This window comes from Pseudomonas sp. KCJK9016 (genome assembly GCF_046231795.1).
In the GTDB taxonomy this organism is placed as follows: Bacteria; Pseudomonadota; Gammaproteobacteria; order Pseudomonadales; family Pseudomonadaceae; genus Aquipseudomonas; species Aquipseudomonas bananamidigenes.
This window is the reverse complement of the sequence record NZ_JBJJMM010000010.1, coordinates 1-20,797: the sequence shown is the minus strand read 5'-3', so window position 1 is coordinate 20,797 and position 20,797 is coordinate 1. Positions and strand designations below refer to the sequence as shown.

Sequence of the window (20,797 nt, the reverse complement as noted above, 5' to 3'; positions counted from 1 at the left end):
TTTTCAGTGTCAGGCTTTACCCGGCCAGGCACTGACGAACTCCGCCAGATCAACCTTCTCTGCCACCCGTGGCTCTTTCTGTGGAGTACCGAGGTAGAGGAACGCAATCACCTTCTCGTCATCCGTCAGCCCCAAACCTTTGGCGACATGTTTCGAGTAAGCCAGCTCACCGGTACGCCATACCGCGCCAATTCCCTGCGCGTAGGCTGCCAGCAAAATCCCGTGGGCCGCACAACCCGCCGCCAGCAACTGCTCGGCTTTCGGGTATTTGACGTGATCCTGCAGTTTTGCGATGACCACGACCACCAACGGCGCCCGCAGCGGGCCGTTGCGGGCCTTGTCGATCATCGCTTCGGTGACTTCGCCTTCCTGCATCTGTGCCGCTTGCGCCAGCAACTCGCCCATTTGCTCACGTGCCGCGCCTTCGACGGTCAGAAAGCGATATGGCTGCAAATGCCCGTGGTCCGGTGCGCGGGTCGCAGCGGCGAACAGCACTTCGCGTTGTTCGGCGGTAGGGGCCGGATCGACCAGTCGCGGAACGGAAACACGGTTGAGCAAAGCGTCGAGAGCCTGCATCGGCCACCTCCTGAAAAAAATGTCCGGCTATTCTAGCTGCAAGTGATCCGGCCGCGTCGGTTTACATGCCTTGCCTCGCAGGTAGAATGGCGCCCTTCCCACATCAGCCCGAGCGGACTTCATGGCGTTGCCGACCTTACGGATCATTGGTTTCATCATCGGCATCTTCCTCATCACCCTGGCCATTGCCATGGTCGTGCCCATGGCCACTCTGGTGATTTTCGACCATACCGGGGACCTGCCGTCGTTCCTCTGGGCGAGCATGATCACCTTCGTCGCCGGTCTGGCCCTGGTGATTCCCGGTCGCCCGGAACACATTCACCTGCGCCCCCGCGACATGTACCTGCTGACCGTCAGCAGTTGGCTGGTGGTGTGCATTTTCGCCGCGCTGCCGTTTCTGCTGACCCAGCACATCAGCTACACCGACTCGTTCTTCGAAAGCATGTCCGGTATCACTGCCACCGGCTCGACCGTACTCAGCGGTCTGGACACCATGTCTCCCGGCATCCTGATGTGGCGCTCGCTGCTGCACTGGCTCGGCGGCATCGGCTTCATCGGCATGGCGGTGGCGATTCTGCCGCTGTTGCGCATCGGTGGCATGCGCCTGTTCCAGACCGAATCCTCGGATCGCTCGGAAAAAGTCATGCCCCGTTCGCATATGGTGGCGCGCCTGATCGTGGTGACCTACATCGGCATCACCATTCTCGGCAGCCTGGCGTTCTGGTGGGCGGGGATGAGCCCGTTCGATGCGATCAACCACGCGATGTCGGCGATCTCCACCGGCGGTTTCTCGACCTCTGACCAGTCCCTGGCCAAGTGGACACAACCGGCGGTGCACTGGGTGGCGGTGGTGGTGATGATTCTCGGCAGCCTGCCGTTCACGCTTTACGTGGCCACGTTGCGCGGCAACCGCCGGGCACTGATCAAGGATCAGCAGGTACAAGGCCTGCTCGGAATGCTGCTGGTGACCTGGCTGGTACTCGGCACCTGGTACTGGTGGACCACCGACCTGCATTGGCTGGACGCATTGCGTCATGTGGCGCTGAACGTGACGTCGGTCGTGACCACCACCGGTTTTGCACTGGGGGACTACAGCCTGTGGGGCAATTTCTCGCTGATGCTGTTTTTCTACCTGGGCTTCGTCGGTGGCTGTTCCGGCTCGACGGCAGGCGGGATCAAAATCTTCCGGTTCCAGGTCGCCTACATCTTGCTCAAGGCCAACCTCAATCAGTTGATTCACCCGCGCGCGGTGATCAAGCAGAAGTACAACGGCCATCGCCTCGACGAAGAGATCGTCCGTTCGATCCTGACCTTTTCGTTCTTCTTCGCCATCACGATCTGTGTGATTGCCCTGCTGCTGTCGCTGATCGGCGTGGACTGGATGACGGCGCTGACCGGCGCGGCCAGCACCGTTTCCGGCGTCGGCCCGGGACTGGGTGAAACCATCGGGCCGGCCGGCAACTTCTCGACGCTGCCGGATGCCGCCAAGTGGATCCTGTCGTTCGGCATGCTGCTCGGCCGGCTGGAGATCATTACGGTATTTGTGTTGTGTATTCCGGCGTTCTGGCGTCACTGACCGCGTTCGGCGCGTCCAGCAAACGCGCCCGGTAATCGCCGGGTGTCGTGTCGAACCAGCGGCGGAAGGCGCGGAAGAAATTGCTCGGGTCGGCAAACCCCAGCAGATAGGCGATTTCCAGCAAGGTCATGTTGGGTTGCGCCAGGTATTGTTCGGCCAGTTCGCGGCGAGTGTCATCTAACAACTGCTGGAAACTGGTGCCCTCCTCCTGCAAACGCCGTTGCAGGGTGCGCTGGGACAGATGCAGCGTCTGCGCCACCGTATCGCGTTTGGGTTCGCCCTGGGGCAACAGACGGCACAACACCTGACGGGCCTTGTGGGTCACGCGACTTTCGGAAAACCGTGCCAGATACTCCCCGGCGAACCGGTCGTGCAGCAGCGCCATTGCTTCGTTGGCGGTGGGCAGCGGCGCTTCCATGTCGGCCCGCTCGAAAATCAGTGCGTCATACGGTGCGTTGAACACCAGCGGCGCATGAAAAGCCAGTTTGTAAGGCTCGAGGTCATCGGGTTCATCGCCCTGCACCAGCACCTTGCGCGGGTGCAAGGTACGCCCGGTCAGCCAGCCACACAAGGACAGCGCGCAGGCCAGCGAGGCTTCGGCACTTTGCCGGGTCGGTGGCAGATGATCGCCGTGCACCGTCAGAATCAGCGCATAACCTTCGTCAAGCAGACGAAAACTCAGGTCGGCACTTTCGGCGATGATCCGCTGATACCGCACCAGTCGCTGAAAGCCTTCGGCCAGAGTGTTGCTGGACATCAACGCATAGCCCGCAACATGCAACGAGGCGGGTCGTACCACCTTGCCCATGTTCAGACCGATGGCCGGGTTGCCGGACAGCTCGACCGCCCGCTGCCAGAGTCGGGTCATGGAATCCTGCGGGAAACGCGCGTCCGGATCCTCCAGCGCCGCATAGTCGAGCCCCAGTTGCTTGAACAGAACCCGACAATCCAGGCCGTCCATTTCCAGTGCCTTGACAATCCCCATCGCCCAGCTTGCAGATGTCGTACGTTCGCTCATGGCGTTTTTTTCTTGGATGACATGATGAGCCGCATACTACGGCCGATTTTCCAAGGATAGTAAAGTGGCGCCGATTGTCACTGGCCGACGCCACTGTTCACTCTAGACTCAAATAAGCTACCCGCCGAACAACTTGCCATCAGAACAATAACCACAGAGACAGCGGTCGTGGAAACCATCAAGCCTTTCAACAGCTTTGCCGAGTTCTATCCGTACTACCTCAGCGAACACAGCAACAGCACTTGCCGTCGCCTGCACTTCGTCGGCACGACGCTGGTGATCTTCATTCTCGCGTTGACCATCGCCAAGGGCGCCTGGCTGCTGTTGCTGGCCCTGCCGCTGGCCGGTTACAGCTTCGCCTGGGTCGGGCATTTCTTCTTCGAGAAAAACCGGCCGGCCACCTTCCAGCATCCGCTCTACAGCCTGCTGGGCGACTTCGTCATGTATCGCGACATGATCCTGGGGCGCGTAGCGTTCTGAAAACCTGACCAAAAGGATTGCCGATGAACGCCACTGCCCGATTCACCCACATGAAAGACGGCACCCAGGAAGACTGGGCAATCATTGCGGCGGATTTCAGTGCCTACGCCCGTCAATTGCCGGGTCGGATCATCGCGCACCTGAAATTGCTCGAAGGTGATTTCGGCGGGTTCCCGGTGGATCGCCTGACCCACTCGCTGCAAACCGCCACCCGTGCATATCGCGACGGCCGCGACGAGGAATACGTGGTCTGCGCCCTGCTCCACGACATCGGCGACACGCTGGGTTCCTACAATCACCCGGACATCGCCGCCGCCATTCTCAAACCGTTCGTCAGCGCCGAAAACCTGTGGATGGTGGAGAAACACGGAATCTTCCAGGGCTACTATTTCTTCCATCACCTGGGCATGGATCGGCACTTGCGCGAGCAATTCAGCGGCCATCCGCAGTATCAGGCGACCGCGGAGTTCTGCGCCAGGTACGACGCGGCGGCATTTGACCCGGCCTACGACACCCTGCCGCTGAGTTTCTTCCAACCAATGATGGAGCGATTGTTCGCCCAGCCGAAGAACTCCATCTACAAAGCGGCGATGGAGGAACACTCCCCGGCTTGAGTTGATTTGAAAAACTCAGGCCAGCTCGGCGATCTTGGCCGCCTTAAGCTCGGCCTCCCGCGCTTGCGCATCCGCCAGGCGATACAGCTCGATCGTACCGTCCCAGTGCTCGATCAGCGCCGTGCATGACTCCACCCAGTCTCCGCAATTGAGGTAATCCACCTCGCCGACCTTGCGGATCTCGGCGTGATGAATGTGCCCGCAAACGACGCCGTGCAGCTCGCGCTTCACGCATTCATGGGCGATGGCTTCTTCGAAGTCGCTGATGAAATTCACGGCCGTCTTCACCTTGTGTTTCAGATAAGCCGAAAGCGACCAGTAACCATAGCCATATTTCGCCCGCCAGTGATTGAGCCAGCGATTGAGGGTCAGGGTGAATTCGTAGGCCGAATCGCCAAGAAACGCCAGCCAGCGGTGATAGCGGGTGATCACGTCGAACTGGTCGCCGTGGATCACCAGCAAGTGCCGGCCATCGGCGGTGACGTGCACGGCTTCATCGACCAGCTGGATGTTGCCCAGAATCAGCTTTGAATAGCGGCGCAGGAATTCGTCGTGGTTGCCGGTGACGTAGATCACCTCGGTGCCCCGTTTGCTCATGGTCAGCAAACGGCGAATCACGTTGGTGTGCGCCTGGGGCCAATACATGCCACCGCGCAGCTTCCAGCCGTCAATGATGTCGCCCACTAGGTAAATCCTGTCGGCGTGATAGCCCTTGAGAAACTGCGACAGATGCTCGGCCTGGCAATCCCGCGTGCCCAGATGCACGTCGGAGATCCATAAGGTGCGAACCCTTTGTTTACGGCTGGGTCTGGCGAGCTCGGCGCTGGTCATGGGCAACCCTCTGCGATGTTTTCGCCACTGTGCGCGAGCCCGGTTAATCGACCATGACAGGCATGCGTCAGTCTTGTGACAAACGCGTCGCCTGCGCGCCGGTGTAGACTGGCAGTTCGCCCGGAGACCGCCATGCAACCGATCCTGACCCTGCGCCATTACACCCACGACCTGATCGTCCACAGTCACGACCACGCGCAACTGGTGTTCGGCCTGTCCGGCGCGCTGGATTTCGAGGTCGAAGGGCACGGCAGTCAGGTCCTGCAGCAGAGTTTCGTGGTGATTCCCGCCGGCGCGCACCACGCGTGCGGCAGCCCCAAGGGCAGCCGCTGTCTGGTGCTGGATGTGCCGGACGAACAATGGCTGGCACGTTCGCTGGGCGATCACGCCGAGGCCAGCCGTCGTCTGCTGGACAACGCCGCCCGGCTCTCGCTGGATGCCGGCCAGGGCCAACTGGTCAACTGGCTGGCGAATGGTCCGGTGGACGATCCGCTGATTGCACAACAAGGCGCGGTCTTGCTGCTCGCGAGCCTGAACCACGGGCAACCCGGTGAAGTCTGCGCACGTCGCCTGCCCTATGCGGCACTCGACGCGCACATCGAGCAATATGCCGCCTATCCGCTGCAAGTGGCGGACCTGGCGCGGGTCGCCGGGTTGTCCAGCGCCCGCTTGCACGCCCGGTTCGTCGCCGAATGCGGGCAGACCCCCATGGATTACATTCGCAGTCGACGCCTGCATAAAGCCGCCACACTGTTGCGCAATACCACCCTGCCCATCGGCGAAATTGCCAGCCGCGTCGGCTATGGATCGCAAAGTGCGTTCTCGGCTGCCGTCCTGCGTGAGTTTGGTACCTCTCCTACACAATTGCGACGCGAGGCTGACGACAAAAGTCGATAGTCTGCCGACAGACTGACGGGCCGTTTCCGGCTTCAATGAGTCCATGAAATTGCGTCTGGAAAAAGGATCGACATGACTCCCCGTACTGCCCTCGGCGCCCTGCATATCGGCGCATTGATGTTCGGCCTGACCGGCGTCTTCGGCAAACTCGCGGCCGCCACGCCGGCGGTCATCGTCTTTGGACGCGCCGCATTTGCCGTTCTCGCGCTGGCGTTCTTCGCCCGTTTCGCCACCCGTCAGGGCTGGCAAAGAATGCAAGCCGTGGACTGGCGACGATTGGCCCTGAGCGGCGCATTGCTGGCCGGCCACTGGGTGAGTTTCTTCGTCGCGGTGAAGGTCGCCGGTGTCGCCGTTGCCACGCTGGGCTTCGCCAGTTTCCCGGCCTTCACGGTGATTCTCGAAGGTCTGATCTTCCGCGAGCGTATTCGCGCCAACGAGATCATTCTGGTGGCATTGGTCAGTGTCGGTCTGATACTGGTAACCCCGGCGTTCGACCTGGCCAGCGGCGCCACCACCGGCCTGCTCTGGGCGATCCTGTCCGGTCTGCTGTTTTCGCTATTGTCGCTGACCAACCGGGCCAGCTCCGGACGCATCCCGGCCGTGCAGGCAGCACTGTGTCAGAACGTGGTGGTGGCGTTGTGTCTGCTGCCGGTGGCGGCGCCACAACTGAGCGACGTTCGTGCCATCGACTGGTTGTGGATCGGGCTGCTCGGGGTGTTTTGCACCGGCGTCGCCCACAGTCTGTTCGTCGCCAGTCTGTCAGTGATCAAGGCGCGCACCGCAGCCGTGGTGTTCGCCATGGAGCCGGTGTACGGCATCACCGTCGCGTGGCTGCTGTTCGATGAAAATCCGACCCTGCGCATGCTGCTGGGCGGCGCACTGATCATCGTGGCCATTGTGGTGTCGAGCCAGCTGTCAGGCAGCTCCGGCAAAAAAGCCGTGGCAGCCGAGGCGGCCTCTCACTGAGTTCGGTCGTTATGGCCAAGGTCGCGTTCCGGGTCGATCTGGTCGCGTACCCGCTGCTTGAGCACCTTGGCCTCGGGGAAGCCACCGTCGGCCTTGCGCTCCCAGATCTGCACGCCGTCGCAGCTGATGTGAAAAATCCCGCCGGTGCCCGGCACCAGCGACACTTTGCCAAGGTCGTCGCCGAAGGTGCTGAGCAACTCCTGCGCCAGCCACGCGGCACGCAACAGCCACTGGCACTGCGTGCAATAAGTGATGACGATTTCCGGTTTTGTGGCGGTCATGATCGCTGAAACTCCTGAGCCAGAGGGCGCCGCTATAATAGCCGGCTTTAACGCTCGCCCCGAGACTCACAATGCGTCGTCTGCTGATCTGCCTGTTGCTTGGTTTCCTGCCGCTGTTCATTCATGCCAGTGAAGCACCCCGACCGAAAGTCGGTCTGGTGCTGTCCGGTGGCGCGGCCCGCGGGCTGGCGCACATCGGCGTGCTCAAGGCGCTGGAAGAGCAAGGCATCAGGATCGACGCGATTGCCGGCACCAGCATGGGCGCGGTGGTCGGTGGCCTGTACGCCTCGGGTTACAAGATCGACGAACTGGAAAAACTCGCCCTGAGCATCGACTGGCAGCAGGCCTTGTCCGATGCTCCGCCCCGGGAAGACGTACCGTTTCGGCGCAAACAGGACGACCGCGACTTTCTGGTGAAGCAGAAACTGAGCTTTCGCGACGACGGCAGCCTCGGTCTGCCGCTGGGGGTGATCCAGGGGCAGAACCTGGCGCTGTTGCTGGAAAGCCTGCTGGCCCACACCAGCGACACACGGGATTTCGACAAGCTGCCGATCCCGTTCCGCGCCGTGGCCACCGACATCGCCAATGGCGAAAAAGTGGTGTTTCGCAAGGGTCACCTGCCCCTGGTGATTCGCGCCAGCATGTCGATCCCGGCGGTGTTCGCCCCGGTCGAACTGGATGGCCGGCTGCTGGTGGACGGCGGCATGACCGACAACATCCCCCTCGATGTCGCCCGGGAAATGGGCGTCGATGTCGCCATCGTGGTCGACATCGGGACCCCGCTGCGCAATCGCAAGCAACTGACCACCGTGGTGGATGTGCTGAACCAGTCGATCACCCTGATGACCCGGCGCAATTCCGAGGAACAACTGGCCGCGCTGCACCCCAATGACGTGCTGATCCAGCCACCACTGGCCAGTTTCGGCGTCACCGACTTCGGTCGCGCCGAAGACATGATCGACGCCGGATACCGCGCCACCAAAGCCCTTGACGCCCGCCTCGCGCGATTGAAGCCTGCGGTACCACAGGACGCGGAGCTCAACGCCGCCCGCGCACCGGGCCAACGCACGCCGATCATCACCGCGATCAAAATCGAAAACGATTCGAAAGTCGGCGACGACGTGATCCGTTACTACATCCGCCAGCCCATTGGCGAACCGCTGGACCTGGGGCGACTGCATTCGGACATGGGCACCCTGTACGGTCTGGATTACTTCGAACAGGTGCAATACCGCGTGGTGCACAAGGGCCAGGAACACACGTTGGTGATCAGCGCCCGGGGCAAGCGCAGCGGCACCGATTACTTGCGGGTCGGCTTGAACCTGTCGGACGACATGCGCGGCGACAGCGCCTTCAATCTGGGCGCCAGTTACCGCATCAACGGCATCAATCGCCTCGGCGCCGAGTGGCTGACCCGGGCGCAAATCGGTGACAAACAGGAACTCTACACGGAGTTCTACCAGCCGCTGGACGTGGGTTCACGCTACTTCGTCGCCCCCTATGCGGCGTTCGAAGCCCAGAATGTCGACTCGGTGCTCGACAACGATCCGGTCGCCCAGTACCGCGTCGAACGCTACGGTTTTGGACTCAACGTCGGGCGCCAGATCGGCAACAACGGCGAAATCCGCTTTGGCGTCGGCGAGGCCTGGGGCAAGGCAGACGTGCGGATCGGCGATCAGGATCTGCCGAGCGAGCATTTCAATGAAGGTTTCTATGCGCTGAAGTATTCGTTCGACTCACTGGATAACGTGTACTTTCCCCATGACGGCAAGGACGTCAGCCTGACCCTGATGCAGTTCGAGCCGGGCCTGGGCTCCGACACGCGCTACCGGCAATGGGAGTTCAAACTGGACAAGGCCATGAGCAGCGGCCCGGACACGCTGATTCTGGGCGGTCGCTATGGGCGCACGCTGGACGATGCCAATGTGGTGACTTCAAGTTTCCTGCTCGGTGGCGCCCGGCAGCTGTCCGGTTTCCGCGAAGACGCCATCTCCGGGCAGAACGTCAGCCTGCTGCGGGCCGTGTACTACCGCCGCCTGACGCCACGCACCTACCTGCCACTGGATTTCCCGCTGTATGCCGGCGGGTCGCTGGAGCGTGGCCGGGCCTGGAACAACGACAATGACTTCGACAGCGGCTACATCAATGCAGCCAGCGTATTCATCGGTTTCGACACACCATTGGGGCCATTGAATTTCAGCTATGGCCTCAACGATGCCAATGAACAGGCTGTTTATCTGAACCTGGGGCAAACCTTCTAAGCCGGGTCAGCGAATTCCCGCCAACAGGGTTCGGGCGGTTTGCCTGAGCGGCTCGTCGCCCTCCTTGAGCAGCTCATTGAGCAAGGCGATGGCACTGTCGAGGTCGCCATCGTCGATGCAGGTCTGGGCCTGTTCGAGTTTTTCGGCGTGGGCGGCTTCTATCGGATCAGGCTCTGGCTCCGGCGCTTGCAGATCAAGTGGCTCCAGCGCCAGAGACTGGTCGGGATCGCCAAACTCGTTGAGGAAATCGTCGTCTATCGGCGGCACCTCCGGTTCGGCGATCCATTCCAGCTCAGCCGTTTCAGGGTCCTCATCGGCAGATGACGACGGCTCGAAATCCTGTGGCAGCACCCGCAGGCTGGAGCCGAACGCAGACGGGGCCGGCGCGGAGGTATCACTGGAAGTGCGACTGTCCTTCAATTCCCAGGCGGAGTCCGTGGACAATGCTTCCAGATTCAGCTCGAAATCGTCTTCGGCCAGAGGTCCAGCAGGCAACACAGGCTCAGCGGGCAACGCAACGATGGCGGGGGCCACCGGGGTCGGCACTGTGGTCGCCGTCAGTTTGGAGTGGCGTGAGCGGACATCGGCAAGTCGCTGATCTTCGACACCGAGCTGGCGCAAGTGGTGTTCCTGTTCGTCATAGGCCGTCTGATCGCCCTGACGTCCCAGCACATCGAGCAACTGCATACCGAGATCAATGCGCTCCGGGTCCTTTCGCAACGCTTCGCGCAGCAGGCCAAGCGCTTCGCCCAGCCGACCATAGGCCAGGTAGATACCTACGGCTTCCAGCACATCGCCGCTTGTCTGTTCGTCTCGATGCTCAACGGCTCCGTGCGCAGCATGCGGGCGAACGTGTTCGCTGTCATTGAGCTCTGGCTCGCTTCGCTGCGGCAGCATCCGTGCCGGCCCATCCGGGATCATTGCCTGCTGACGCCTGCGGCGCACGATCAGCCCGACCACCAGCCCCCCGAGCAACAGCAGCAAGCCCAGGAGCAAAGGCCAACTGACAGAGTCGTCTTGTGTCTGCGTCGGCGCTGCGACCGGCACTGGCGCAGGCGCTGCAGACGCCGGCGGGGCCTTTTGAACCTCGGCCAGACGGGCCTGCAGATCAGCCAGCTGCTTCTTGCCGTCGGCGATTTGCACATCCTGCGTCTGCAGCTTCAGATTCAGCTCATAGATGGTCTTCTGCAATTGCTGGTTCTGCAGCGCGCTGGCCGCCAGTTGTTCCGCCTGCGCGTCATTGGCTGGCGTCGTTTGAGGCGCTGACGCGGCCGGTGCGGCAACAGACTTGTTCTGGGGGGTGGCTACAGGCGGCTCGGGCGTCGGAAACTCCGAAGATTGCGCATGGACATCAGGTTCGTCGGTGGCCGGCACGATCCCCGGCGAACCCGGCGGATCGATCAACACCGTGTATTCACGCAGCAGGTGGCCGTTGGGCTGATTGAGCTGCACCAGGAAATTCAGGAAAGGTTCGTTGACCGGCTTGGTCGAGGTCACCCGGATCAGATTGCGATTGCCGTGCAGGATCGGGGTGAATTTGAGATCGTTGAGAAAGAACACCCGCTCGACACCGGCTCGACCGAACTCGTCCGCCGAGGCCAGGCTGGCCGAGAGTTCGCCTGCACTGAGCCCGGCAGCATCCACCAGGGCGATGTCGGCCTTGAACGGCTGATTGAGCGCTGAGTGCACGGTGATGTCACCGAGCCCCAGCGCCAGCGATGCCGTGGACCAGGTGACAACACCGGCCACCAGCAGCGAATGGGCGCAACGCAGTACTACGTGCCGACTGTCGAGCATGAGCATCCCTTAAATAAGCAAAACCGACTTCTATGGGTTCGCACATCCGGTACGAACACGATATTGCCCAGTAGTTCTTATAGTCTGCCCAGCGCGATCCCTCAAAAAAACGGCACGTCGTTGTGCCTCAAGATTTTTCCAGATTCGCCAGAATGTGCCCGTGAACCCGCATGCACACCTTCATGTCCGCCTCATCAATGCCCTCGAACAACTCTTTGCGCAGCTGCGTGGCGATGGTTTCGATCTGTTCGATCAGCGGACGGGCCGGGGCACACAACACAATCTTTTTCGCCCGACGGTCTTCCATCACGGACTGGCGTTGCACCAGCCCCTGGCTTTCCAGACTGTCGAGCAGCCGGGCGAGGGTCGGCCCTTCGACGCCGACGCTTTGCGCCAGCTCCCGCTGGGTCGGGGCTTCCTCGAATCGCGCCAGATGCAGCAGCACCAGCCAGCGCGCCTGGGACAGACCCAGGCCGGCCAGCCGGCGATCCAGTTCGGCACGCCAGCCACGGGACATCTGGGCCAATTGCATGCCAAAGCGGTGTTGATCGGTTAACGGCATAAAACACTCATGGTCAGGCTGAAGAAATAGAGAAAAACTAATTATTAGTCAGCTAAGCATGACATCTGGCTATAGGCAAGGGCAGTCCCATACTGAATCGTTCCATCAATACAACGGTTTGTGTAAGCGATTGCTCACATCTCGAATTCAGCCTGCAAGGCCGCGCGCACGCAATACAGCACACCCTCCGGAACACGGCCGGCAAACAGCTCCGCCACTTCGGCGACGGATGGCAACTCGCCCTCGCCGTCGAGGAATGCGTCCTGCACTTCGCCCATCAGGTCTTCCGGCAGATCCAGCGCCTGCTCCAGCGACAATTGCTGCTTGCCGATGGCTTCGGCGAGCATGGTGTAAACGTTCTTTTCCGAGCACTGCAATTGGCCGGCGATCTGCAATGGCGTCATGCCAGCGCGGGCCAGGGTGATCAGTTCGTGGCGCACATCGGCCACCACTTTCGGCGCCTCGGCCTCGCCGCCAAGCACCTCGAGGAACGCCTCGCCGTAACGCTCCAGCTTGCGTGCGCCGACACCGCTGACCCGAGCCATCTGCGCCATCGAGGTCGGCTGGCTGCGGAGCATTTCCAGCAGGGTCGAGTCGGGGAAGATGACATACGGCGGCACGCCATGCTCTTCAGCCAGTTTGCGCCGCAGGGCGCGCAAGGCTTCCCACTGTTCGCGCTCTTCGCCACGCACCAGTTGGCTGGCCTGGCTCTTGCTGCCGCTCTTGGCGGTGATTTGCGGTTTGAGGTCGCGGCGCAGCTCCAGGCTCACCTCCCCCTTGAGCAGCGGCCGGCACGTGTCGCTCAGACGCAGGCCGCCGTAGCCTTCGTGATCGACATCCGCCAGACCACGAGCCACGAGCTGACGGAACAGCGAACGCCATTCGTTCTCCCCCAGCGCCTTGCCGACGCCATACACCGACAGGTGCTGATGGCCGAAGCTGCGGACTTTTTCGTTGTCCTTGCCCAGCAGCACGTCCACAAGGTGGCCGACGCCGTAACGCTGGCCGGTGCGGTAGATCGCCGACAGTGCCTGACGCGCAGGCTCGGTGGCGTCCCAGGTCTGCACGCCGTCGATGCAATTGTCGCAGTGGCCGCAAGGCTCGGGCATGTCTTCATCGAAGTACGCCAGCAGCGCCTGACGGCGGCAGCGGGTTTCTTCGCAGAGCGAGAGCATGGCGTCGAGCTTGTGTTGCTCCAGACGCTTGTGGCGCTCGTCGCCTTCGGAGTTCTGCAGCATCTGCTTGAGCATCACCACGTCCTGCAGGCCGTAGGCCATCCACGCATCCGCCGGCAGACCGTCACGGCCGCCGCGTCCGGTTTCCTGGTAATAGGCCTCAAGGGATTTCGGCAGATCGAGGTGAGCGACGAAGCGCACGTTGGGTTTGTCGATGCCCATGCCGAACGCCACCGTGGCGACCATGATCAGGCCTTCCTCATTGAGGAAGCGCTTCTGGTGATAGGCACGCAGGTCGTTGGGCAGCCCGGCGTGATACGGCAGCGCCGGGAACCCCTGCTCGGTAAGGAACGCGGCCACCTCCTCCACCTTCTTGCGCGACAGGCAGTAGACGATGCCGGCATCGCTGCGTCGCTCGGCGAGGAACGCCAGCAACTGCTTGCGCGGCTGCTCCTTGGGCACGATGCGGTAGAAGATGTTCGGACGGTCGAAGCTCGACAGGAAACGCTCGGCGTTCTGCAGGTGCAGACGGGTGACGATTTCTTCCCGGGTGCGTTTGTCGGCGGTGGCCGTCAGGGCAATACGCGGTACATCGGGAAACATTTCCGCCAGTTGCCCCAGTTGCAGGTATTCCGGGCGGAAGTCATGGCCCCATTGCGACACGCAATGCGCTTCGTCGATGGCGAACAGGGCGATGTTCAAACCTTGCAGGAAAGACAGCATGCGCGGCTGTACCAGACGCTCCGGCGCCAGATAGAGCATTTTCACTTCGCCGCGCCGGATCCGGTTGGCGAGGTCGCGTTGCTGTTCGGGGCTCAATGTGGAGTTCAGCGACGCAGCGGCCACGCCCAGCTCTTCAAGGGTGGCGACCTGATCGTCCATCAGCGCGATCAGCGGCGACACCACCACGGCCAGACCGTCGCGCAGCAGCGCCGGTACCTGGTAGCACAGCGACTTGCCGCCACCGGTCGGCATCAGCACAAGGGCATCGCCGCCACTGGCCACGCGCTCAATGATTGCACCCTGGCGACCGCGGAAACTGTCGTAGCCGAAGATGTCCTTGAGGACGCGTTGAGCCTGTTCGAGCATAAAAACTCCAAAAATCCACCGAAACATCCCTGCACAGGCTGGTTCAAGGCAGCCGGGGCTGCTTTAAACAAAACGTAAGGGCGCATTGCAGGACGCCGTACAAAATCAGCCGCGACGCCGGCAGGGATCGCAAAGCGCGGCAGTATACCCGAGCCCTTCCCGGCAAAGGGCGCCGCCGATAAGAAGCTTGGGGGCGCAAATGTGCCATGCGGCTGGCTTGAGGGCTCAAGAAGGCCTAGAATTCCCGCATTGTTTATTCCCCCAAGGTAGCCTTTTAATGTCCTTCGCCGAGCAACTAACCCGCCTGCAAGTCTTCCTCGACGCCGACGAGCTGCATGAAGAGGCGCTGGACTATGTGGCCGCTCACGGCTACCTGACCGCGCTGTCGATCTGCGCCGACGTGGTGCCTGATCGTGAATGGATCGACGCCCTGTTCGCCGAAGAGCCGCATTACAGCAGCGAAGCCCAGCGCGAAGAGATCGAAGCCACGCTGATCGGTCTCAAGGCTCACATCGCCCGTCAACTGGCCTCCGATGAAGAATTCGAGCTGCCGTGCGACCTGGACCTGGGCGACGAGCCGGATGACTCCGAACTGCGCGGCTGGTGCATCGGTTTCATGGAAGGCGTGTTCCTGCGTGAAGCGGCTTGGTTCGAGACTGCCGAGGAAGAAGTCAGCGAAATGCTCCTGCCGATCATGGTCGGTTCGGGTCTGTTCGACGAACAGCCGGAATTCGAAGACATCGCAAAAGATGCCAACCTGATGGACGACATGATCGTGCAGATTCCGGAAGCCCTGACCGCGCTGTACCTGCTGTGCCACGCGCCCGACGAAAAACCGGCGATCCTCAAGCCTCGTCATCACTAAGTTGCGGCCTATGGACAACCCCATAGGCAACCGCCCCCTGATGTTGCGCTACATCCTGCTGGCCATCGGCTGGCTCAGCGTGGCATTGGGGGTGATCGGGATTTTCCTGCCTGTTCTCCCCACCACCCCTTTCCTCCTGCTGGCAGCCACCTGCTTCGCCCGCAGCTCTCCGCGCTTCTATCAATGGCTGGTCGAGCACCCCCGGCTCGGGCCATGGATCCGCGATTACCTCGACGGCAACGGCATTCCGCTCAAGGGCAAGGTCTATGCGATCGGGCTGATGTGGGCGAGCATTCTGTTCTCGTGCTACCTGGTGCCACTGCCGTGGGCGCGGGGGTTCATGTTGACCAGCGCGGTGTTGGTGACGGTCTACATTTTGCGACAGAAAACCCTGCACAAAAGCTGAACGCTCAGCAACCGTTGGTCGAAAAACCCTGTGCACCTGTCAGATCTGACAGTAGTCAAATGATCGATTCCAATCCTTAAATCACTCCGTCGCCCATCCCTCGACAGGAGTGTCTGCCATGTTGAAAAAACCTGCGAAAAGAGTTGCCACCCGGGCTCTTACCGAGCTGGAAATTCCCGACAAGCAACCGGTTAAATTGCCTTCCGATGAGTGGGGGATCAATTGGGCAGCGGCGATGGGGGTACATCCAGAGAGAGGTCTGCAAATTTACATTCACCCCTGGACCAAAATGGATAAAGGTGACAAAGCCGAACTGTTGATGGATGACAATGTCGTTGATCAAATCAGCATCAAGGAAGACGCCGAGGTGGGGCAGCGCGTAACGCTGTTCGTCCCCTCCCGGCACGCCCAGACCGGCTCGCATACCCTGTCTTACCGCATCACCCGCCTCAATCAAGCGCCGGAAACGCAGACACCGGCGACCAGGATATACATGAAAATCGAGATTCCGGGGGGACAAGATTCGCTGCCGGGACCTGGCCACTCCGAACTGTTCATGTATATCGATCCGGAAATCGTCAACGGCATCGTGGACAAGGAAATAGCAGATGAGGGTGTGTCGATTGTCATCCGCCCCGCGTCGGGCACCGGCCTGCCTTACCCCAATGCCGCAGAAGGGGATGTGATGATCGTGAGCTGGGGTGGTGTATTCGTGCAGTCCCCACCCCTGACAGCCGGACAAATCAATGACCCGGACAACAACCCGATCGAGATCCTGATAGACAAACGTGTCATCGAAGAGGCCGGCGATACCGACGATTCCGGTCTCGCTGTAACGTTCAGACCTCGTGACAAGGTATTCAATTACGCAGAAGACTGGTGCACGGAAACCCGGATCAGAGTCTCGGTAGGCACAAATCTTCTGCTCGCCCCTATTATCGAACAGGCCCTCAACAATATTCTTGATCTTGAGACACTGGGTGATGACGACGTCATCGCTCAAGTGATAGCCAGAAGTCCAGACTTCAAGCATGACGACAAAATCGAACTGACGATGCGCGGCACCACAGTAGATGGCGATCTGATCGAAGCCGTTGCGCCCTTGGTAACCATCGACAACTTGCCACACACCTACGAGTTGATTATCCAGAACTCGGATGCGCGCAAACTGGCAAAAACCCAAGTGACTTTCTCCTATCGACTCATTCGTGACGGCAGCACCGAACCTCTGCGTTCCAAAGGCCAGTTCGTGCAGATTGTGGGCGAAGCCGATCAACTGGCGGCCCCGATTCTCGACGACGCACAAAATGGTGCGATTCCCGACGACCTCTCGAGTACCACTTTGCGAATCCCGCACAATCCGGTCATTGAAGTCGGTATGGCAATCGAAATCAGATGGTTCGGCACGCGGCCCGATGGCAGTACGTATGATCCCGACCTCGAAGATGACTGGTATTTCCCGAACCAGTCCGAGGTGGACAACCCGAACGGTTTTGTCATCACTATCGACGGCAAACACATTCACACCCTCAAAGGCGGAAACGTCGTCGCGTCCTATGCATTGCTGATGGACAAGGACGGCGAAATCATCAGGCGCCTTTCCCGACCTGCTACCTCCGTCAATGTCGGCGAACCGCAGTTTGAACTGGTCAAGCCCATCGTTCTGGGAGAAGTGAATGGTGGACTGGAACCCGGCGACTTGCCCGCAGGCGCCAGCAGACTGACGGCGCCAAGACCCACAGGTACTCCAAGTAAAGCCAAGGACGAGGTGACGTACACCTGGGACGGTGAGGCCACCGGCAAGACCGAAGACACGATCACACTGAATGCACTCTCGGCCAACAAGGATGTTAATTTCACACTGGATGCCGCATTCGTAGCTGCGCATATTGAGCCCAACCGCGGAAAAAAAATTACTGCGTCCTACAGGATCTGGCGCTTCGAAACCGACACCACCAGCTATTCCAATCCGCTGACCTTTGTCGTAGGCCAGGCAGAGCAACCACTGCTGGATCCAGCGGAAGTGGTGCAAGCCCCCGATGGAATCCTGGACCCGGCCAACGCCCCGGACGGTGCAACCGTCAGAATTGCCGCCAACCGGCCGGAGAACGCCGGCGATCACTTCTATATGGAGTGGGCCACGAAGGACGGCGTGACCGTGCATAAGGACGACAAACCCATCAGCGGAAACAACAAGGGCAAGCCCGTCGAGTTCACGGTTGACCGGGCCACCGTGCTGGCCTGCCTGAACAAGGATGTGGTGATCAGTTATTACGTGGAACTGTTCGAGGGTGGCCAGGCCCCCGGTGAGGATTATCAGCTGAGAGTTGAGGAAACGGAGTCCAGGCTGCCGGACGCCACGTTCAGGGAGGCGAGCGGCCCTCAAGAAGATCAGCTGAATCCGGACGATGTTTATCCAGACGGCGCGACGGTGGTGATACCGGCATCCGCCCGTCTGAAGACAAGCGACGAAATCACGGTAACGGTAGAGGGGCAAACCACCACCACGTATCCGCACACCGTGACGGCCGGGCAGGCCGACAAAGAGCTGGCCGTGATCAAGGTGCCGCATAGCGTGATCAACGCCAATGACGGGCGAAGCATCGCCTTGAGCTACGAAATCAAACGCAAGGCCGGCGGAACCGATGGTCCTTCCGACCCGACGGTCTACGATGTGCGCAAGGTGATCGGCAGCGGCAAGTTGCGGGTCATGGGAGCCCGCTACAACAAGGGGATTTATCGGGAGAGCAACTCCAGCTCGCTCATATCCGCCGTCAATGCACAGACCCTGCAACGCGTGCAGGCCGAGTGGAAATACGCTGACGACAGCACCTGGACAACAGCGGAGGTCTGGGTCGACACCGACCCGTACGCCCCCTTGCAAGTTCGCACCAGCGACGACCAGGTCACCCTGAACAGAGTGAATATATTTGGCACCGGTGGCCCGGGCACTCTCGCCAATGACGGGGCATTCGTGGCGTTACGGGACAAAAACAATCTGGCAGCCTGGGGCAACCCGTTGAATGGCCAGAAAATCCCGCCAACCTTTCAGACGTTCACCGACATTGCCAAGGCGGCTTGTTCAGGCAGTTCTTACGCGGTGATTCGCACCAACAACTTCACCGTGGCATGGCCCGGGACTGCAGGTCAGGGTGGAGAAATGGGCACCGTTGATCCTCAGAACTTCGTGGAGCTCGCCGGCAACAGCGTTGCTATCGCGGGCATCAAAACCGATGGAACAGTCCACGCCTGGGGCAACGCTGCCAACGGCGGGACGCCCTCTGCCGAGATTCTGGCCCTGAGAGACGCGGTCGAACTGACCCCGGCAGGAAATGCCTTTGCCGTCCGAAGGGCAACCGGTCAGGTGATGGCCTGGGGAGGTGGAGCGGGGTTTGGCGGTGTTGTTCCAGCAGATATCGCCAGTCTGACTGATATCAAACACGTGATCGGTAATGGCTTCGCTTTCGCTGCACTTCGGGAAAACGGCAGTGTGGTCGCCTGGGGCGATACTGCGAAAGGCGGCACCGTATCCGACGATGTCGCCGGCCTGACCAACATCAAGGCACTGGCCTGCGCAAATGCCCAAGCCTTTGTCGTCATGCTCACAAGTGGACAAATCGCGGGCTGGGGGCCCGTAGCGTATGGCGGGACAATACCTGCGGATATCCGCTCCCTGACGGATATCATCTCAGTCGTCGCCAGTTCGAATGCGTTTGCAGCGCTTCGGCACAGCGGTCACGTCGTCGGATGGCCCGAGGCTAATTCGGGTGGGCTGATACCTGACGCGATTGCCGGCAGGGACGATCTTGTTCAACTGGCCGCCACCGCTGGAGCGTTCGCCGCCGTGTGCAGAGATGGAACCGTGGTGGCCTGGGGAAACCCATTGCTCGGCGGAGATACCACGCCCGTAGCCGCCAAGCTGGTCAACGTCGTCGCGATCTACGCCAACCGTCATGCCTTTACCGCGCTCACTTCCGACGGCGAAGTCGTGACCTGGGGCAATGCTCTCGCCGGCGGCGACAGCAGCGCCGCTCAAGACCGGCTCAAAGGCCAGGTGTCGTACTACGCCAATGCGGCCACCCGCGGTCTGGCGCTCAAGGCCAGCCGCCTGGCCAGGCTCAATACCCCCTGACACCCTCGACGGTGCCTTGCCACGCGGCGCTCACCCGAGCGCCGCCTATCTGAATCGAGGAGAGGGTGACATGAGCCAGATCAACAACAATCTGCGGGCGCCAACTGTAGATGAAGCACCCAACGGCATTCTGGATCCGCAAACGCTTCCTCCCGGGGGGGCGACCGTCAGAATAAAGCCCTGGGTGCCAATGACCTTCCGCGATCACGTTTACTTGTTCGTCGGCGATACCTACACCGATGACCTGCCGATCAGCGCCGGCGCAGTCGACAAGGATGTTGTATTCAAGGTTGACGCTTCGGCATTTGTTGCTGACGAAAATGACATCGTACCGATTCGCTACGAAGTGCAACTGTACCAGAGCACTCGCGAACCATCGGACATCCTGAGCCTGAAATTGCAGACGGGTTTCGAGGCTGCTGCCACACTGGATCTGAGCACTGAAAACTACGTCGTCTGCGTCGACAAACCTCCGCTTGCCCCTCCCCCGGCAGCGCGCATGACCCGTGAAGCCACTTGGGGCCAGGCTCCCTACACCTACGACAGCACCGATCCGCTGATTGCCGGTGCCGATGCACAATCGGGCGAGATCACCGCCCTGCGCAACGGCGCCTGCAGGATCCGCGCGACCGACAGCCATAGCCAGAGCAGAGAGTACCCACTGACCGTCAAGGGGATTCAGGAGGTGCACTTCCTCAGTGCCAGTGCGAATTGGGAGGGCATGACCAGAGTTTGCACCACTGCAAAACTGCAACCGATCACCCTCGCCCAGACGAAACGGCTATGGACGCTTTACTTCCCCAACAGCGGCCCGGTCGCGGATTTCCTCGAGTGGCTGAACTACCCGGTGTGGACCGCCGACGTCCTGGGCGCCGACACCGCCTGGACGTACGACCTCAACGGTTCCTCGGTCAATGACAACGCTACCAGCCAGGACACCGCCTCGTACTGGCAGGTCCTGGGTGTTTCCCGGGATTGAACACGGTGACCGAAGACTTGCGGAGAACACCATGCAAAAGACTTCTCGAATCAAGTTTCTGCTGCTCGCGTTGTTGCTGTTCATCAGTGTCAGCCAGGCCGCCACCGGCCCGGAAACCGCGCAGCTGCTCAACCAGCGCTACCAGAACACACAAAGCCAGTGCCCTGGCGACAACCCGGCGTATTTTTGCAGCGGCGTGCTGCTGCGCGGCAGTGAGGGCACGCAAGTATTCTGGAAACACTCGGCAAACGCCGTACAACTGGGCGCCGAGGGTTTCAATTACCTGCGCGCC

At 60.9% G+C, this 20,797-nt stretch carries 17 protein-coding genes and 1 pseudogene; 11 read left to right on the top strand and 7 right to left on the bottom strand.

The window, feature by feature from the left end; all coding sequences use genetic code 11:
• Nucleotides 1–9 precede the first annotated feature (9 nt).
• Entirely contained in the window at nucleotides 10–576 is a 567-nt protein-coding gene (locus tag ACK6BI_RS11735; RefSeq protein ID WP_409317192.1) for a nitroreductase family protein, read from the bottom strand.
• Nucleotides 577–697: 121 nt separating this feature from the next.
• Here ACK6BI_RS11735 and ACK6BI_RS11730 point away from each other — a divergent pair, with 121 nt between their 5' ends.
• Nucleotides 698–2,152 (top strand): TrkH family potassium uptake protein, encoded by a 1,455-nt coding sequence (locus ACK6BI_RS11730; protein ID WP_409317191.1) that lies wholly within the window; start codon nucleotides 698–700, stop codon nucleotides 2,150–2,152.
• Here ACK6BI_RS11730 and ACK6BI_RS11725 read toward each other — a convergent pair.
• Complete coding sequence (locus ACK6BI_RS11725; protein ID WP_409317190.1) at nucleotides 2,109–3,170, bottom strand: AraC family transcriptional regulator; 1,062 nt, start codon at nucleotides 3,168–3,170, stop codon at nucleotides 2,109–2,111. The two genes, ACK6BI_RS11730 and ACK6BI_RS11725, sit on opposite strands and share 44 nt — an antisense overlap.
• A 168-nt stretch (nucleotides 3,171–3,338) precedes the next feature.
• Here ACK6BI_RS11725 and ACK6BI_RS11720 point away from each other — a divergent pair, with 168 nt between their 5' ends.
• Both ACK6BI_RS11720 and ACK6BI_RS11715 read left to right on the top strand, forming a co-directional pair.
• The gene (locus ACK6BI_RS11720) at nucleotides 3,339–3,650 is read left to right on the top strand and encodes a DUF962 domain-containing protein (RefSeq protein ID WP_260522647.1); all 312 of its coding nucleotides are present in this window, start codon (nucleotides 3,339–3,341) and stop codon (nucleotides 3,648–3,650) included.
• Between the two features lie 23 nt (nucleotides 3,651–3,673).
• Nucleotides 3,674–4,264 (top strand): HD domain-containing protein, encoded by a 591-nt coding sequence (locus tag ACK6BI_RS11715; RefSeq protein WP_409317189.1) that lies wholly within the window; start codon nucleotides 3,674–3,676, stop codon nucleotides 4,262–4,264.
• Between the two features lie 15 nt (nucleotides 4,265–4,279).
• Here the strand turns inward: ACK6BI_RS11715 and ACK6BI_RS11710 are convergent, their stop codons facing one another.
• Nucleotides 4,280–5,095, bottom strand: coding sequence for a UDP-2,3-diacylglucosamine diphosphatase (locus tag ACK6BI_RS11710; protein ID WP_409317188.1), 816 nt, complete (start codon nucleotides 5,093–5,095; stop codon nucleotides 4,280–4,282).
• Nucleotides 5,096–5,227: 132 nt separating this feature from the next.
• On the opposite strand from ACK6BI_RS11710, the gene ACK6BI_RS11705 reads away from it, so the two are divergent.
• Both ACK6BI_RS11705 and ACK6BI_RS11700 read left to right on the top strand, forming a co-directional pair.
• Nucleotides 5,228–5,992, top strand: a complete 765-nt coding sequence (locus tag ACK6BI_RS11705; protein ID WP_409317187.1) for an AraC family transcriptional regulator — start codon at nucleotides 5,228–5,230, stop codon at nucleotides 5,990–5,992.
• A 72-nt stretch (nucleotides 5,993–6,064) separates the two neighbouring features.
• The gene (locus ACK6BI_RS11700) at nucleotides 6,065–6,958 is read left to right on the top strand and encodes a DMT family transporter (protein WP_409317186.1); all 894 of its coding nucleotides are present in this window, start codon (nucleotides 6,065–6,067) and stop codon (nucleotides 6,956–6,958) included.
• Here the strand turns inward: ACK6BI_RS11700 and ACK6BI_RS11695 are convergent.
• Complete coding sequence (locus tag ACK6BI_RS11695) at nucleotides 6,952–7,239, bottom strand: SelT/SelW/SelH family protein (RefSeq protein WP_192560071.1); 288 nt, start codon at nucleotides 7,237–7,239, stop codon at nucleotides 6,952–6,954. The two genes, ACK6BI_RS11700 and ACK6BI_RS11695, sit on opposite strands and share 7 nt — an antisense overlap.
• Before the next feature lie 71 nt (nucleotides 7,240–7,310).
• Here ACK6BI_RS11695 and ACK6BI_RS11690 point away from each other — a divergent pair, with 71 nt between their 5' ends.
• A complete protein-coding gene (locus ACK6BI_RS11690) occupies nucleotides 7,311–9,500 on the top strand; it encodes a patatin-like phospholipase family protein (RefSeq protein WP_409317185.1) in 2,190 nt (729 codons plus the stop codon).
• A gap of 6 nt (nucleotides 9,501–9,506) precedes the next feature.
• Here the strand turns inward: ACK6BI_RS11690 and ACK6BI_RS11685 are convergent, their stop codons facing one another.
• The 3 genes from ACK6BI_RS11685 to recQ form a co-directional block, all read right to left on the bottom strand.
• Nucleotides 9,507–11,297 (bottom strand): FimV/HubP family polar landmark protein, encoded by a 1,791-nt coding sequence (locus ACK6BI_RS11685; RefSeq protein ID WP_409317184.1) that lies wholly within the window; start codon nucleotides 11,295–11,297, stop codon nucleotides 9,507–9,509.
• Nucleotides 11,298–11,424: 127 nt separating this feature from the next.
• Nucleotides 11,425–11,859 carry a MarR family transcriptional regulator gene (locus ACK6BI_RS11680; protein WP_065260957.1) on the bottom strand — a complete coding sequence of 145 codons (435 nt, stop codon included), beginning with the start codon at nucleotides 11,857–11,859 and terminating at the stop codon, nucleotides 11,425–11,427.
• A gap of 134 nt (nucleotides 11,860–11,993) precedes the next feature.
• Entirely contained in the window at nucleotides 11,994–14,123 is a 2,130-nt protein-coding gene (gene recQ, locus ACK6BI_RS11675; RefSeq protein WP_409317183.1) for a DNA helicase RecQ, read from the bottom strand.
• A gap of 277 nt (nucleotides 14,124–14,400) precedes the next feature.
• Between recQ and ACK6BI_RS11670 the strand changes: the two genes are divergently transcribed.
• From ACK6BI_RS11670 to ACK6BI_RS11650, 5 genes and pseudogenes are all read left to right on the top strand, one after another.
• Entirely contained in the window at nucleotides 14,401–14,988 is a 588-nt protein-coding gene (locus ACK6BI_RS11670; RefSeq protein WP_065260959.1) for a YecA family protein, read from the top strand.
• Nucleotides 14,989–14,998: 10 nt separating this feature from the next.
• Nucleotides 14,999–15,394, top strand: a complete 396-nt coding sequence (locus tag ACK6BI_RS11665) for a YbaN family protein (RefSeq protein WP_409317182.1) — start codon at nucleotides 14,999–15,001, stop codon at nucleotides 15,392–15,394.
• Nucleotides 15,395–15,512: 118 nt separating this feature from the next.
• Nucleotides 15,513–19,526 (top strand): RCC1 domain-containing protein, encoded by a 4,014-nt coding sequence (locus ACK6BI_RS11660; RefSeq protein WP_409317181.1) that lies wholly within the window; start codon nucleotides 15,513–15,515, stop codon nucleotides 19,524–19,526.
• Nucleotides 19,527–19,596: 70 nt separating this feature from the next.
• Complete coding sequence (locus ACK6BI_RS11655; protein ID WP_409317180.1) at nucleotides 19,597–20,505, top strand: hypothetical protein; 909 nt, start codon at nucleotides 19,597–19,599, stop codon at nucleotides 20,503–20,505.
• Between the two features lie 31 nt (nucleotides 20,506–20,536).
• Nucleotides 20,537–20,797 (top strand): annotated as a pseudogene (locus ACK6BI_RS11650) (hypothetical protein); the annotation flags it as partial.